14 protein-coding genes are annotated in these 13,956 nt (G+C 72.9%); 11 read left to right on the top strand and 3 right to left on the bottom strand.

Annotated elements, in window-relative coordinates:
• Positions 1–75: 75 nt before the first annotated feature.
• A complete protein-coding gene (locus AC2CJA_RS15190; protein ID WP_484603234.1) occupies positions 76–561 on the top strand; it encodes an NUDIX hydrolase in 486 nt (161 codons plus the stop codon).
• A 155-nt stretch (positions 562–716) separates the two neighbouring features.
• On the top strand, positions 717–1,139 hold the full coding sequence (locus AC2CJA_RS15185) for an Hsp20/alpha crystallin family protein (RefSeq protein ID WP_484603233.1): 423 nt from the start codon (positions 717–719) through the stop codon (positions 1,137–1,139).
• A gap of 62 nt (positions 1,140–1,201) precedes the next feature.
• On the opposite strand, the gene AC2CJA_RS15180 is transcribed toward AC2CJA_RS15185, so the two are convergent.
• Positions 1,202–2,026 carry a class I SAM-dependent methyltransferase gene (locus AC2CJA_RS15180; protein ID WP_484603232.1) on the bottom strand — a complete coding sequence of 275 codons (825 nt, stop codon included), beginning with the start codon at positions 2,024–2,026 and terminating at the stop codon, positions 1,202–1,204.
• Between the two features lie 187 nt (positions 2,027–2,213).
• On the opposite strand from AC2CJA_RS15180, the gene mshA reads away from it, so the two are divergent.
• From mshA to AC2CJA_RS15135, 9 genes are all read left to right on the top strand, one after another.
• Positions 2,214–3,533, top strand: coding sequence for a D-inositol-3-phosphate glycosyltransferase (gene mshA, locus AC2CJA_RS15175; RefSeq protein ID WP_484603231.1), 1,320 nt, complete (start codon positions 2,214–2,216; stop codon positions 3,531–3,533).
• A complete protein-coding gene (locus tag AC2CJA_RS15170; protein ID WP_484603230.1) occupies positions 3,526–4,047 on the top strand; it encodes a type III secretion system chaperone family protein in 522 nt (173 codons plus the stop codon). Before mshA ends, AC2CJA_RS15170 begins: the two co-directional genes overlap by 8 nt.
• A gap of 226 nt (positions 4,048–4,273) precedes the next feature.
• Positions 4,274–5,479 (top strand): substrate-binding domain-containing protein, encoded by a 1,206-nt coding sequence (locus tag AC2CJA_RS15165; RefSeq protein ID WP_484603229.1) that lies wholly within the window; start codon positions 4,274–4,276, stop codon positions 5,477–5,479.
• A 5-nt stretch (positions 5,480–5,484) separates the two neighbouring features.
• Positions 5,485–6,240 (top strand): ABC transporter ATP-binding protein, encoded by a 756-nt coding sequence (locus AC2CJA_RS15160; protein ID WP_484603228.1) that lies wholly within the window; start codon positions 5,485–5,487, stop codon positions 6,238–6,240.
• Entirely contained in the window at positions 6,237–7,091 is an 855-nt protein-coding gene (locus AC2CJA_RS15155; protein WP_484603227.1) for an ABC transporter ATP-binding protein, read from the top strand. The genes AC2CJA_RS15160 and AC2CJA_RS15155 overlap by 4 nt, the downstream gene beginning before the upstream one ends.
• On the top strand, positions 7,091–7,963 hold the full coding sequence (locus AC2CJA_RS15150; protein WP_484603226.1) for a branched-chain amino acid ABC transporter permease: 873 nt from the start codon (positions 7,091–7,093) through the stop codon (positions 7,961–7,963). Before AC2CJA_RS15155 ends, AC2CJA_RS15150 begins: the two co-directional genes overlap by 1 nt.
• Complete coding sequence (locus AC2CJA_RS15145) at positions 7,960–9,132, top strand: branched-chain amino acid ABC transporter permease (protein ID WP_484603225.1); 1,173 nt, start codon at positions 7,960–7,962, stop codon at positions 9,130–9,132. Before AC2CJA_RS15150 ends, AC2CJA_RS15145 begins: the two co-directional genes overlap by 4 nt.
• Positions 9,129–10,067: an alpha/beta hydrolase gene (locus AC2CJA_RS15140; RefSeq protein WP_484603224.1), complete on the top strand. Its 939-nt coding sequence runs from the start codon at positions 9,129–9,131 to the stop codon at positions 10,065–10,067. The genes AC2CJA_RS15145 and AC2CJA_RS15140 overlap by 4 nt, the downstream gene beginning before the upstream one ends.
• Before the next feature lie 115 nt (positions 10,068–10,182).
• Positions 10,183–10,941, top strand: a complete 759-nt coding sequence (locus AC2CJA_RS15135; protein ID WP_484603223.1) for a phosphoglyceromutase — start codon at positions 10,183–10,185, stop codon at positions 10,939–10,941.
• Positions 10,942–11,194: 253 nt separating this feature from the next.
• On the opposite strand, the gene AC2CJA_RS15130 is transcribed toward AC2CJA_RS15135, so the two are convergent.
• Together AC2CJA_RS15130 and AC2CJA_RS15125 are read right to left on the bottom strand one after the other, a co-directional pair.
• The gene (locus tag AC2CJA_RS15130; RefSeq protein ID WP_484603222.1) at positions 11,195–11,920 is read right to left on the bottom strand and encodes a PaeR7I family type II restriction endonuclease; all 726 of its coding nucleotides are present in this window, start codon (positions 11,918–11,920) and stop codon (positions 11,195–11,197) included.
• Positions 11,921–11,932: 12 nt separating this feature from the next.
• Complete coding sequence (locus tag AC2CJA_RS15125) at positions 11,933–13,609, bottom strand: Eco57I restriction-modification methylase domain-containing protein (protein ID WP_484603221.1); 1,677 nt, start codon at positions 13,607–13,609, stop codon at positions 11,933–11,935.
• Positions 13,610–13,956: the final 347 nt, after the last annotated feature.

Genomic DNA, 13,956 nt, shown 5'->3' with positions numbered 1-13,956 from the left:
CAACGAGCCTGTGGTCGGCAGCGTCAGTTGTTTATTAGAGACAGGGGTGGCTTTGGGGGCGGTGGGGGGCCGCTGTTGGGCGGGGGGGGCGGGGGACCGGCGCCCGGCCCGGGGCCGGGCTCCCGCACCGTCCGCGCGGCCGGCTGCGTGCTGTGGCGCCGCAGGCGCTCCGGCGCGGGAGCGGGCGAGGGCACGGCCGCCGGTGCGGCGGGTATCGAGATCGCGCTCGTGCACCGGCCCAAGTGGGACGACTGGTCGCATCCGAAGGGCAAGCTCAAGCCGGGCGAGGCGGCCCTGCCCGCGGCGGTGCGCGAGGTGCGCGAGGAGACCGGCATGTCCTGCACGCCGGGCGCGGTGCTGCCCACCACGCGCTACGGGACCGGCGGCCGGACCAAGGAGGTCCGCTACTGGGCCGCCGAGGCGACCGGCGGGGCGTTCACTCCCGGTGACGAGGTGGACCGGCTGCTGTGGCTGCCACCGCGGGAGGCCCGGCGGCAGCTCACCCAGGAGCAGGACCGGCTGCTCGTCGATGCCCTGCTGGCCGCCCTCCACCTCGGCTGAGGATCGTCCCAGCCCTCTCGGCAACCTTCCAGACACCCGCACTGACCTGCTCTTTCAATATACTTGAGTCGGCACTTGTCAATTTTCCTTCCTGGAGTTATACAAGAGTCGGAGGGCATCACAGGAAGTGGTTCCAGGGAAGGAGATGACCCGTGATGCTGATGCGCACCGACCCGTTCCGTGAGCTCGACCGCCTCACCGAGCAACTGCTGGGCACCACGGCCCGCCCGGTCGGAATGCCGATGGACGCCTACCGCTCCGGTGACGACGTGGTGGTCCACTTCGACCTCCCCGGTGTCGACCCGGAGAGCATCGACCTCGACGTCGAGCGCAACGTCCTGACCGTCCACGCCGAGCGCCGGTGGCTCGGGCCGGAGGACGCCGAGCGGATCGCCGCCGAGCGGCCCACCGGCAAGTTCAGCCGGCAGCTCTTCCTCGGCGACACCCTCGACACCGACCGGATCGACGCCTCGTACGACGCCGGTGTCCTGACGCTGCGCGTCCCGGTGGCCGAGCAGGCCAGGCCGCGCAAGATCCAGGTCAGCGGCGGCTCCGGCAAGAAGCAGCTGACCGGCTGAGCGGCCGGCCCCGAGGGCGCCGGGGGTCCGGGGGTCCGGGGAAAATCCGAGCACCCGCGCCCTCACGTCCCCTTCCCGCCGCCGCCCGGCGCCAGGGCCTCCCACCGCACGGTGACCTCGCCCTGGCGCCAGCGGCGCGGCCCGTCCACGACCGGCCAGCGGGCCGCGACCTCCTTCACCGAACGCATCCAGCGCTGCCGCGCGCCCAGCGCGGCGTACGGGGCGGCCGCCGCCCAGGCCCGGTCCATGCCGAGCAGGAAGGCGTGCACCGGCTCACCGGGCACATTGCGGTGGATGAGCGCCTTGGGCAGCCGTTCGGCCAGGTCGGAGGGCGTTTCCAGGGAGCCGAGCCGGGTCGCGAACGTCACCGTGCGCGGCCCCTCCGGGCCGATCGCCACCCATACGTGCCGCCGTCCGATCTCGTCGCACGTCCCCTCCACCAGCAGCCCGCCGGGCGCCAGGCGGGCGCGCAGCCGGTCCCAGACGGGGGCGACCTCCCGCTCCTCGTACTGCCGCAGCACGTTCGCGGCCCGGATCAGCAAGGGACGCCGCCCGCCCGGCAGCGGCACCTCGAAACCGCCGTGGGCGAAGACCAGCCCGGGGCGCTCGTAGGGCCGGGCCGCCTCGACCCGCGCCGGATCGATCTCGATCCCGGTGACGCTCACGTCCGGACACTGCGCCCGCAGCCGTTCCAGCAGCTCGACGGCCGTCCAGGGCGCGGCGCCGTACCCCAGGTCCACGGCGACGGGGCCGTACGGATCGGCGGTGCGGCGCAGCGCGGGTCCGTGGACGGCGGCGATCCACCGGTCCATGCGCCGCAGCCGGTTCGGATTCGTCGTTCCCCGCGTGACGGCCCCCACGGGCCGCTCCGCCCCACGCCTGCCCATGCCGGCCACCCTACGGTCCGGCCGCGTGCCGCCCGGCGCGGGCCCGGACCGCGCCGCGCCTCCGAGCCCGGCCGCGTCACGGTTTGGCAAAGCGGCCGGGCACGGGAAGGGAACGGCCCGCGCCGGTGTTGACGACCCGAGAGAGCGGACCGTCGCTCGGCGTCCCGTCCCGGAGGAGGCAGCGCAGGTGAGCCCGCATCCCACCAGGCTCGGTCGGCGGCTGCACCGGTTCACGCGACGGCCCCGCCGCGTGGCCATGCTCAGCGTCCACACCTCGCCGCTGCACCAGCCCGGCACCGGCGACGCCGGGGGCATGAACGTCTACATCGTCGAGCTGGCCACGCAGCTCGCCGCTCAGGGCACCGAGGTGGAGATCTTCACCCGCGCCACCGGCGGCGGGCTGCCGCCCGCCGTCGAGCTGGCCCCCGGCGTACTGGTGCGGCACGTGGACGCCGGTCCCTACGAGGGGCTCGCCAAGGAGGACCTGCCCGCCCAGCTGTGCGCCTTCACCCACGGAGTGATGCGCGCCTGGGCCAGCCGGCGGCCCGGCCACTACGACCTGGTCCACTCCCACTACTGGCTCTCCGGCCACGTCGGCTGGCTCGCCGCCGAACGCTGGGGGGTCCCCCTGGTGCACGCCATGCACACCATGGCCAAGGTCAAGAACGCCGCCCTCGCCGCGGGCGACACCCCCGAGCCCGCCGCACGCGTCATCGGCGAGACGCAGATCGTACGGGCCGCCGACCGGCTCATCGCCAACACCGCGGAGGAGGCGGGCGAACTCGTCCGCCACTATGATGCCGACCCCGCCCGCACGGCCGTCGTCCACCCCGGCGTCAACCTCGACCGCTTCCGCCCCGCCGACGGCCGCGCCGCCGCCCGCGCCCGTCTGGGCCTGCCGCAGGACGCCTTCGTGCCCCTGTTCGCCGGGCGGATACAGCCGCTCAAGGCCCCCGATGTCCTGCTGCGCGCCACCCGCCTGCTGCTGGACGAGGAGCCCGCCCTGCGCGAACGCCTCGTCGTCCCCGTGGTCGGCGGGCCCAGCGGCAGCGGACTGGCCAAGCCCGAGCAGCTCCAGAAACTCGCCGCCCGCCTGGGCATCACCGACGTGGTGCGCTTCCATCCGCCGGTCGGCCAGGACCTCCTCGCCGACTGGTACCGCGCGGCGAGCGTGCTGGTGATGCCCTCCCACAGCGAGTCCTTCGGGCTGGTCGCCGTCGAGGCGCAGGCGTGCGGCACCCCCGTCGTCGCCGCGTCCGTCGGCGGACTGCCGGTGGCGGTGCGCGACGGGGTCAGCGGTTTCCTCGTCGACGGCCACGAGCCGGCCGGCTACGCGCGCGCCCTGCGGCGCCTGATCGGCGACCGTGAGCTGGTGGCCCGCATGGGCGAGGCCGCCGCCCGCCACGCGAGCGGCTTCGGCTGGGACACCGCCGCCGCCACCACCGCCGAGGTGTACGCCGAGGCGATGGCCGGACGCCGCCGTCACCTACGATCGGCACATGGGTGACAAGCGCGACAACAGCGGCGGCGGCGCGACCGGGAAGGCCAGGGCCGCGATCGAGCGGACGCTGCGTGAGGCCGAGCTGAAGTGGGAGAGTCCGTCCGACGGCAACTACGTCGTCACGCTGCCGGGCACCCGCAAGCTCTCCACGACCTGCTCCCTGATCGTCGGCGGGCACTCCCTGTCCGTCAACGCCTTCGTCGTCCGCCGCCCGGACGAGAACCACGCCGAGGTCCACCGCTGGCTGCTGGAGCGCAACACCCGCCTGTACGGCCTGGGTTACGCCCTCGACAGCCTCGGTGACATCTATCTCGTGGGGAAGCTGCCGCTGCCGGCCGTCACCCCCGAGGAGGTGGACCGGCTGCTCGGCGTGGTCGTGGAGAACGCCGACGGTGCGTTCAACACCCTGCTGGAGATGGGCTTCGCCACCTCCATCCGCAAGGAGTACGCCTGGCGGACCTCCCGCGGCGAGTCCACGCGCAACCTGGAGGCGTTCGCGCACATGCTGCGCGACGAGTGAGCGGACAGGCGGACCGGCGGACGTCAGGCGGGGGACCGGCGGGACCGCACCGAGCAACCGGGAGGCCCCGGCGAACATGTGGCGAGAGCCCATGCGCCGGGCCCTTCCTGTGTACGGCACGGACATTGCCGGTGCACGCGCGGGGGGCGGACGCTGCCAGGAATCACCACACGAGCGGGCCGACCGCCGGTGGCCCGTACCCGACCCGCCGAGGAGCCCTCCCGCCATGCGCAGACCCGCCATCACCTCCCTAGCCGCGGCCGCCGTGGCAGCCGCACTCGCCACCTCATGCTCCAGCCCCGGCACCGCCGCCTCCGGCGACGGGGGAGCCGAGGAGGTCGAGGTCGCCCTGATCACCTCCACCAGCGGGCCGCTGGCCTCCTACGGCGAGCAGTACCTCCAGGGCTTCGAGGCGGGTCTGGACCACGTCACCGGCGGTACGGGCAGGATCGACGGCGTCGAGATCAAGGTCAGCAGGTACGACGACGGCGGCGACCCCGCCAAGGGTGTCTCGCTGGCCAAGAAGAGCGCCGGCCAGGGTGTGCGGATCATCGTCGGCACGGCCGCTTCAGGCGTCGCCACCCAGATCGCGCCGGTCGCCGCCCAGAACAAGATGCTCTACATCTCCGGCCCCGCCGCCACCGACGCCCTCACCGGCGCCAACAAGTACACCTTCCGCTCCGGGCGCCAGACCTTCCAGGACGTCGCCACCGCACAGCAGATCCTCGTGAAGCAGGACGACGGCGAGGGCGGCAAGGGGAAGAAGGTCGTCGTCCTCGCCCAGGACAACGCCTTCGGCCAGGCCAACGTCGCCGCCGTGGAGAGCGTGCTCGGCGCCGGCGGCATCACCGTGGAGTCCGTCCTCGCCCCGCCCAGCGCCACCGACCTCACCCCGACCGCCACCAAGGTCAAGGCCGCGAAGCCCGACATGGTCTTCGTCGCCTGGGCCGGCGACACCGCCCAGTCGATGTGGACCACCCTCGACCAGCAGGGCGTGCTCGACGCCGCCACCGTCGTCACCGGGCTCGACACCCGTGCCGGCTACCCCCTCTTCGGCAAGGCCCGCGACAAGATCACCCTCCTGGCCCACTACGTGCCCGACGCCGTCGACACCCCCGAGGCGAAGGCCGTCGAGGAGTACTTCGGGAAGAAGGGCTGGAAGACCGACCTGTTCACGCCCGACGGCTTCAACGCCGCGCAGATGGTCGCCCACGCCGTCCGCGAGGCCGGCGCCGACGGCGACACCGACGCCATGGTCGAGGCCCTGGAGGGCCACACCTTCGCGGGCGTCAAGGGCGAGAACACCGTCCGCGCGGGTGACCACGCCCTGCTCCAGCCCATGTTCCAGGCGGAGTTCGACGGCGACGCGCCGAAGGTGGCCCTCACCGTCGACGCACAGGCGGTCGCCCCCGCCGAGCGGAAGATCGGCTGACGGCGGTGACACCTGTCCTCGAACTGAGCGGGCTGAGCTGGTCCGTCGGTGCGGCGACCATCGTCGACGGGGTCGCACTGGCCGTGGAGGAAGGCGAGTTCGTCGCCGTCATCGGACCCAACGGCGCCGGCAAGACATCCCTGTTCAACCTCGTCTCCGGCATCACCCGCCCCACCGCGGGCGCCGTCCGGCTGGACGGCGCCGACATCACCGGCCTGCCGCCCCACCGCCGCGCCCGCCGCGGGCTGGGCCGCACCTTCCAGTCCTCCTCCGTCTTCCCGACCATGACCGTCGCCGAGCACGTCGCCCTGGCCGCCCGCGCGGCCGGCGCGAAGCGGGTCGCGGAGGACGGGAAGGGCGTACGGGCCGTACTGGAGCGCGTACGGCTCGCCCAACGCGCCGACGACCTCGCCGGGGGCCTGTCCCACGGCGACAAGCGCAAGCTGGAGCTCGCCGTGCTGCTCGCCCCCACCCTCGCGCAGGGCGGCTCCTCCCCGGGCGACCCCCGCCTGATGCTCCTGGACGAGCCCATGGCGGGCGTCGCGGCCGAGGAGGTCGGCGAGCTGACCGACGTCATCCGCACCCTCCACCGCACCGAGGGACGCACCGTGCTGATGGTCGAGCACCACATGGACATCCTGCTCGGCCTCGCCGACCGGGTGGCCGTGATGCATCACGGGACCCTGCTGGCCGTCGGAACCCCCGGCGCGGTGATGGCCGACCCGGCCGTCCAGGAGGCGTACGTGGGGGAGGAACTGTGAGCGCGAACCCCGCACCGGATCCCGCACCGCACCCCATCCTGTCCGTGCGCGACCTGCGGGTGCGCATCGGGCAGTCCGCCATCCTCCAGGGTGTCGGCTTCGACGTCGCGCCCACCGGCACCACCGCCCTGCTGGGCCGGAACGGAGTGGGCAAGACCACCACGGTCCGCGCCGTGCTGGGCCTGCTGCCCGAGGAGGGCGAGGTCACCGGCGGCACCGTCCGCCTGGACGGCGAGGACGTCACCGGCCACCGCACCCACACCGTGGTACGGCGCGGCGTCGGCTACGTGCCCGAGGACCGCGGGGTGTTCGGCTCCCTCACCGTCGCCGAGAACCTCGCCCTCGCCGAACGCGCCGGCGGACCCCACCACTACGACCTCGTCCACGACCTCTTCCCCGAGCTGAAGGCCCGGCGCACGCAGCGGGCGGGCACCCTCTCCGGCGGCCAGCAGCAGATGGTCGCCCTCGCCCGTGCCCTGCTCAACGACAACCGCCTGGTCATCGTCGACGAGCCGACCAAGGGACTCGCGCCCCGCGTCGTCACCGAGGTCGCCGAGGTGCTCCGGCGCGCCGCCGAACGCGTCCCCGTGCTGCTCGTCGAGCAGAACCTGGCCGTCGTACGCCGCCTGGCGCACGACGCGGTGGTGCTGGACGCGGGCCGCACCGTCCACACCGGCGACGCGGCCGGACTCCTCGCCGACCGCGAGCGCACCACGAGTCTGCTCGGCGTCGGCCGCCACGAGCGGCCGGAGCGGCCGGAGCGGCCGGAGCGGCCGGAGCGGCCGGAGCGGCCCGAGGGACAGTCCGGGGCGCAGGGACAGCGCGAGCACGCGACCAAGGAGGCCACCTGATGAGCACGCTGGTCCTGCTCACCCTGACCGGACTGGGCCTGGGCGCCCTGTACTTCCTCATCGCCTCCGGCCTCGCCCTGATCTTCGGCCTGATGGACGTCCTCAACTTCGCCCACGGCGCCTTCCTCACCGTCTCGGCGTACGCGGCCTGGCGCACCGCCGAGACCGTCGGCGGCACGGGCGGGCTGGCGCTGGCCGCGCTGGTCGGCACCGCTACCGGCGCGCTGCTGGCGATCGTCGTCGAGCTCGTCCTCATCCGCCGCCTCTACGGGCGCCCCCGCGAGCAGATCCTGGTCACCGTCGGCCTCTCACTGGCCGTTCCCGCGCTCGTCCAGGCCGTCTGGGGCGCGGACTCCCGCCCCTTCCCCGTCCCCGACGCGCTGTCGGGCACCGTCCCGGTGCTGGGCGCGCAGGTGCCGGTCAGCCGCTTCGTGCTGATCGCGGCGGCCCTCGTGGTACTGGCGGCCGTCAACCTCTTCCTGTCCCGCACCCGCTACGGACTGATCGTGCGGGCGGGCGTGGAGGACCGGGCGATGGTCACCGCCCTGGGCATCGACGTCACCCGCGCCTTCACCCTCGTCTTCGCCATCGGCGGCGCCCTCGCCGGACTGGCGGGCGTCCTCGGCGGGCTCTACTTCGGCTCGCTCTCCCCCCACCAGGGCACCTCGCTGCTGGTGTTCGCCTTCGTCGTGGTGGTCATCGGCGGCATGGGCTCCATCCCCGGCGTGGCGCTCTCCGCGCTCGCCGTCGGCCTGGTGCAGCAGTACGCCAACTACTACGCCGACGGCTACGGCGACTTCGCCGTCGTCGTACTGCTCGCGGCCGTCGTCCTCGCCCGCCCCGCCCCCCGACTCGCAGGAGGAGTCGCATGACAGCCTCCCCGGCCTCACAGACCTCACAGGCCGCCCGGGCCGCCGCACCGCCCTCCTCCGGCGAGCGGCCCGCGTCCGCCGCCACCGGACCCGGCGGATCGTCCGGCCCCGCGGCCCGGCCCGTCCGCCGGTGGCGGGGGGCGGCCGCACCGGCCGCCGTACTGGTCGTACTGGCCCTGCTGCCGTACTCCGCCCTGGAGATCCCGGTACTGCTCGACGGCCCGGTCAACTCGCCCGGATCGCTTCAACTGCTCGCCCTGTGCCTGGTGTTCGGCGGACTCGCCCTCGGCTACGACCTGATGTTCGGCCGCACCGGCCTGCTCTCCTTCGGCCACGCCCTCTACGTCGCCGGCGGCGCCTACGGCACCCAGCTCGCCATGACCGGACTGGGCCTGGGACTCCTCCCCGCCATCGGCCTGGCCCTGGCCGGCGGCACGGCCGCCGCCGTCCTCCTGGGCGCCGTCTCGCTGCGCGGACTGGCCCTGGGCGGCATCGGCTTCGCCATGGTCACTCTCGCCTTCGCCCAGGCCGGCTCGATCTGGGTGCAGCGCAACCCGGGCGGCCTCACCGGCGGCGAGGAGGGCCTGCCGCTGCACACCGGCGGAATACCCGACGCGCTGGTCGGCGTGCAGAACACCGCGAACGTCTACTGGCTGGCCCTGGCCTACCTCGCCCTGACGGCCGCCGTGGTGTGGACGGCCGTGTCCCGGCCGGTCGGCAGGGTCTGGCAGGGCATCCGCGACAACGAGCAGCGGGTCTCCGTCCTCGGCTACGACCCGTTCCGCCACAAGCTCGGCGTCTTCGTCCTGGCCTCCGCCCTCGGCGTGCTGGGCGGCGCGATGCACCTGCTGGTCACGGCGGGTGCCACCCCGCGCTCCAGCACCCCGGAGTTCACCCTCACCCTGCTGGTGATGGTCGTCCTGGGCGGCAGCGGCACCCGCTGGGGCCCGCTGATCGGCGGGGTGCTGTTCACCTTCCTCGACCAGCGGCTGGCGGTGCTGGCGAGCTCGGACCTGGTGCACGGGCTGCCGGGTATCCTGCGCGCGCCGCTGTCGGAGCCGATGGTCGTCCTCGGCACGCTGTTCGTGATCGCCGTGTACGCGGCCCCGGGCGGCATCGCCTCGATACGGCGCTCGCTGACCTGGCGGAGGGGAGAGGAGACCCGATGACGGACCCGGCCACGGACCCGGCGACGACCGCACGTACCGCACGTACCGCGCAGGAGACGGCCGTCCCGGTGCGCGGAGGAGAGCTGGCCGTCTCGCGGTGGCCCGGCGCCGGGCAGCCGGTGATCGCCCTGCACGGCATCACCGCCAACGGCCGCTCCTTCGCGTCCCTGGCCGCCGCCCTGGGCGAGGACACCCCGCTGTACGCCCCCGACCTGCGCGGCCGGGCGCGCAGCGCCGCGCTCCCGGGGCCGTACGGGCTCGCCGCCCACACCGAGGACGTCATCGCCCTCCTGGACCACCTGGGCGAGGAGCGCGCGGTGCTGGTCGGCCACTCCATGGGCGCCTTCGTCGCCGCGCTGACGGCGGCCCGCCACCCGGACCGGATCGCGGGCGCGGTGCTGGTGGACGGCGGCGTGGGCTTCCCCGCCCCCGGGGGAACGGACATCGACGAGCTGCTGGAGGCCGTGATCGGCCCGGCGATGCGGCGGCTGTCGATGACCTTCCCCGACCGGGAGGCGTACCGCGCGTTCTTCCGCGAGCACCCGGCCCTGGGCCCGCACTGGAACGACGACGTCCGGGCCTACATCGACCGCGATCTGGTGGGACGGGAGCCGGAGCTGCGCAGCAGCTGCGTGCTGGAGGCGGTACGGGCCGACGGGGCGGACGTCCTGGCCGGCCCGGAGACCCTCGCGGCGGTGCGGAACGCCGCCTCGGCCGGGGTGCCCGTGACCCTGCTGTGGGCCGAACGCGGCATGCTGGACGAGCCGCAGGGGCTGTACGACGAGGGCCGCCTCGCCGCGGCCGGCCTCGGCCCAGGGCACGGCGGCGGGGTGACCGTACGGTGCGTGCCCGGCGCCAACCACTACTCCGTCCTGCTCGCCCCCGGCGCCACGGCGGCCATCCGCACGGCGCTGGAGGCCCTGCGGGCCGCCTGACCCCGCCCCCTCTCTCCCTGCCCCGCCCCCGGCCGGGCAGGGGGGATACCGGCGGGTAGTCTCGCCAGTCGGCCGCCCCGGCCCCGCCCACCGGACGTCTACTAGGCTCGGGCCCATGGCCGACGCACCGTACAAGCTGATCCTCCTCCGCCACGGCGAGAGCGAGTGGAACGCGAAGAACCTGTTCACCGGCTGGGTGGACGTCAATCTGACCGAGAAGGGCGAGAAGGAGGCGGCCCGCGGCGGTGAGCTGCTCAGGGACGCCGGCCTGCTCCCCGACATCGTGCACACCTCCCTCCAGAAGCGCGCCATCCGCACCGCGCAGCTCGCCCTGGAGACCGCCGACCGCCTCTGGATCCCCGTCCGCCGCTCCTGGCGCCTCAACGAGCGCCACTACGGCGCGCTCCAGGGCAAGAACAAGGCGCAGATCCGCGACGAGTTCGGCGAAGAGCAGTTCATGCGGTGGCGCCGCTCCTACGACGTCCCGCCGCCGGTCCTGGAGGACGGCGCCGAGTGGTCGCAGAGCGACGACCCGCGCTACGCGATGATCCCCAGCGAGCTGCGTCCGCGCACCGAGTGCCTCAAGGACGTGGTGATCCGGATGATGCCGTACTGGTACGACTCGATCGTCCCGGACCTGATCACCGGCCGCACCGTCCTGATCGCCGCGCACGGCAACAGCCTCCGCGCGCTGGTCAAGCACCTCGACGGTGTCTCCGACGCCGACATCGCGGGCCTGAACATCCCCACCGGCATCCCGCTGTCCTACGACCTGGACGCCGACTTCCACCCGGTCAACCCGGGCGGCACCTACCTCGACCCGGACGCGGCCAAGGCCGCCATCGAGGCCGTGAAGAACCAGGGCAAGAAGTAGTCCGAAGTGCTGAAGGAGCCCTCTACCAGCAGGTTCTCTGCTGGTAGAGGGCTCGTTGCTACCTCTGGGCCGTCCGGGGGCCGTCCGAGCCAGAAGTTGACATCAACGTCCGTGGACAGCAACAGACCGAGTGAGCTCTCTGAGGACCGGACGCCGTCAGGAACGTGATCACCGAGCAGGCCACGCGGCCCGGCGATCGGACTTACGAGTCAGGTGTCGCTTGGGGATGGACAGAGGGGGAGCGTGTCGTCAACTACCCGGGGAGGCCGAGGCTCTTCAGGTAGGCGAGGCGGGCGTTCACGGCCGCGGCGAAGTGGCGCCAGTCGAGGCTGTCGACCGGCTCGATCGGGCTCGGGTTCTCCAGTGAGGAGGTCACGTAGCAGACGGCGTCGTAGAGCTGTTCGTCGACGAGCCGTTGGCAGAAGATCCCGAAGCGGTCCTGGTACGAGGTGCCGTGCCACATGTCGTCGACCGGCAGGCCGGCCTCTGCGATCTTGACCGGAGACCGTGACCCCTGGCCGTCCTGCATGATGAAGAAGTAGCCGAGCCAGGGCTTCTCCTTCGGGAACAGCTCCGCCAGGGCCGCGCGGCGCAGGTCGACGGCGCTGCCGAGGGCTTCTTCGACCCGGTTGTTGTAGTTGTTGCCGTACGACGGCCCGCCCAGTCCTTTGAGTTCGAAGGCCGCGATGAGGACGCCTTCGTGGACGACCACGACGTCCCATTGCTTCTGCGGCCGGTAGTAGCCGGGCAGGGCGAGTCCCTGGGACTTGGTGACGCGGATGCTCTCGGGCGGGTAACCGGCTTCGAGGAAGAACTTGGCCAGGAGGGTGGCGATGGCGTCGAAGTGCTTGCCGCCCCGCACGGTGCCCGCGGTGCCTGCGCCCACCGCGTCCCGGATCACGGACTGCTCGCCCTGCGTCTGCTTGGCTCCCCAGTAGGCGGCTATGGCGTCCTCGAAGTCCTGGCGGGTGACTGTCACCGTCGGCTTCTCCTACCCGGGCAGTTCGGCAAGTCCGTACACGCGCAGCGCGGCCTCGGTGGCAGCCTCCACGTCCCGGCGGTCGAAGGCGTCCGCGAGCGCGGCCCTGTCCCGCTCGTCGATCGCCTCCGGTTCGGGAACACGGATCTTACGGAGGTACTGGGCCTGGAAGCGAAGGGTTCCCCCGCGCATCCGGACCGCGTAGGCCTCCACGAACGCCTGGGCGATCCCGGACAGCAGCAGGCCGCCGAGAACACGCAGATCCCAGGTGTCCGAGACGATGTAGTACAGGTTGTGGTGAGGGTACAGGCCGCCTTCGTCGAGGACCGGATGGATCGTCAACTTCATGTCCGGGAAGAGCAGCTTGGGTCGGCGGGTGAGGCGGGCGTCGACCTTGTCGATCGTCTTGTACCAGCGGTGGGGCTGCTTGACCGCCACGTACCGCTTGCGCAGGGCGTCCCCGTGCCTGTCGAGGTAGGAGGCGAGCCGGGGGTAGGCGCCGAGGTCGACCAGGTCGCCGTCCGTGCTCCACGGGTTGACCAGGTAGGTGCCGCCCCAGTCGAGGGTGCCGCTGGTGGTGTCGCGGACCATCGCCATCGGCAGCAGCCGATCGGGTTCGACCGCGGCGGCGTCCTGCGTGAGGAACACCTTGTCCGCGCCGGTGGCGACTCCGATGCCGACACGTGTCCCGGTGCGGGGGTCCTCCAGCAGCCCGAAGCGCTTGGTGAGGTCTTCCAGCATCGCCAGCCGGGCCGGGGAAGCCGCCGGCCAGGACTCCTCCCCGGGGAACCAGTGCGGCAGGCGCACGGCCTGGAAGGCTTCCGCGTCGATCTGCTCACGGGCCCCGGACCGGCACCAGGCGGCGAAGTCGCGGGACCGCGCGGCGTCGAAGGCCCGTGTGGTGTCGGCGACGACGGCTGACCCCTGGCGGCGGTTGGAGATGACCGTGATCGCCGGGTACGCGGAGACCTGCTCGTCGAAGGCGTCCACGTCGTGCATGGTCAACACCAGGTCCATGCTGAAGCCGCGGGTCACCAGGCGGCGCAGGGCGCGGCCGTACTGGTTGCGCATCCAGCGGTCGGCGCAGATGAAGCCGAGGCGGCCACCCGGGGCGAGGCTGCGCAGGGCGGTCTCGTGGAAACCGATGTAGATGTCGGCCCGGCCGCTCATGGTGGGGCAGGCGTCCCGGTAGGCGGCCATGCGGTCGTCGGGGACGTCTTCCAGCCGGATGTAGGGAGGGTTGCCAACGACGTAGTCGGCGCGGTGGTCGGAGTCGGCCTGAAGCAGGTAGTCGCCCTGGCGCACCCATGCCGCGGCGATCTGCTCGGCGTCGGCTGAGCCCCAGCCCCCGTCTTGCAGTGCGCGCGTGATCAGGGTCCGGCTCCGCTCCACGTTGTGGTCCAGCAGATCGAAAGCCCGAACCGCCCCGGTCGCGTCGGTGAGGGGACGTCCGTGGGCGCGGCAGGAGACGCTTACGCGGGAGGCGATGACACCCAGGAACGCGCCGCCGCCACAGGCCGGCTCGATCAGCTTGGTGTCGCACAGGTCCTTGTCCGGCGTGTAGCCGATCAGGTCCAGGATCAGCTCGACCACCCAGCCACGGGTGAACACCTCGCCGTGTTCCACGGCCTCCTGCAGAGACTTGGGAAGGGCGAGGCTGTCGGTGCCGAAGAGCGCGAGAGTTGCCACCCTTGGACACTATCGCCCCAGGCACAGCGAGCCGGATTCGTCCACAGAACGTACTCACCTGCTGACGGTGGGGGCGGTGCTCCGGACGCTGGCCGGTCGAGTCAGGTAGGGCCGTCTGCACAACATGCTGGGCCGTCGCTGGGCCGTGGAAGGGTGGCCAGGGGCGACCAGCGATGACAACCTTTGACGGCTCAGCCGCAGGTCAGAGCGCTGGTCGGTCGAGCAGCCGCAGGCCGCGGAACGGGCTGTGAAGAACCGGGGCAAGAAGTAGCAGCCGGGGGCTGGGGGAGGGCCGGGGGGGCCGCCGGCGGCCCGGGGCGCGGGCGGCTCCGGTCCGCCAGCGGGGG

Source organism: Streptomyces sp. ATLC9, from assembly GCF_057196705.1.
The sequence above is the reverse complement of the archived record's forward strand: the minus strand, read 5'-3'. Positions and strand labels throughout refer to the sequence as shown.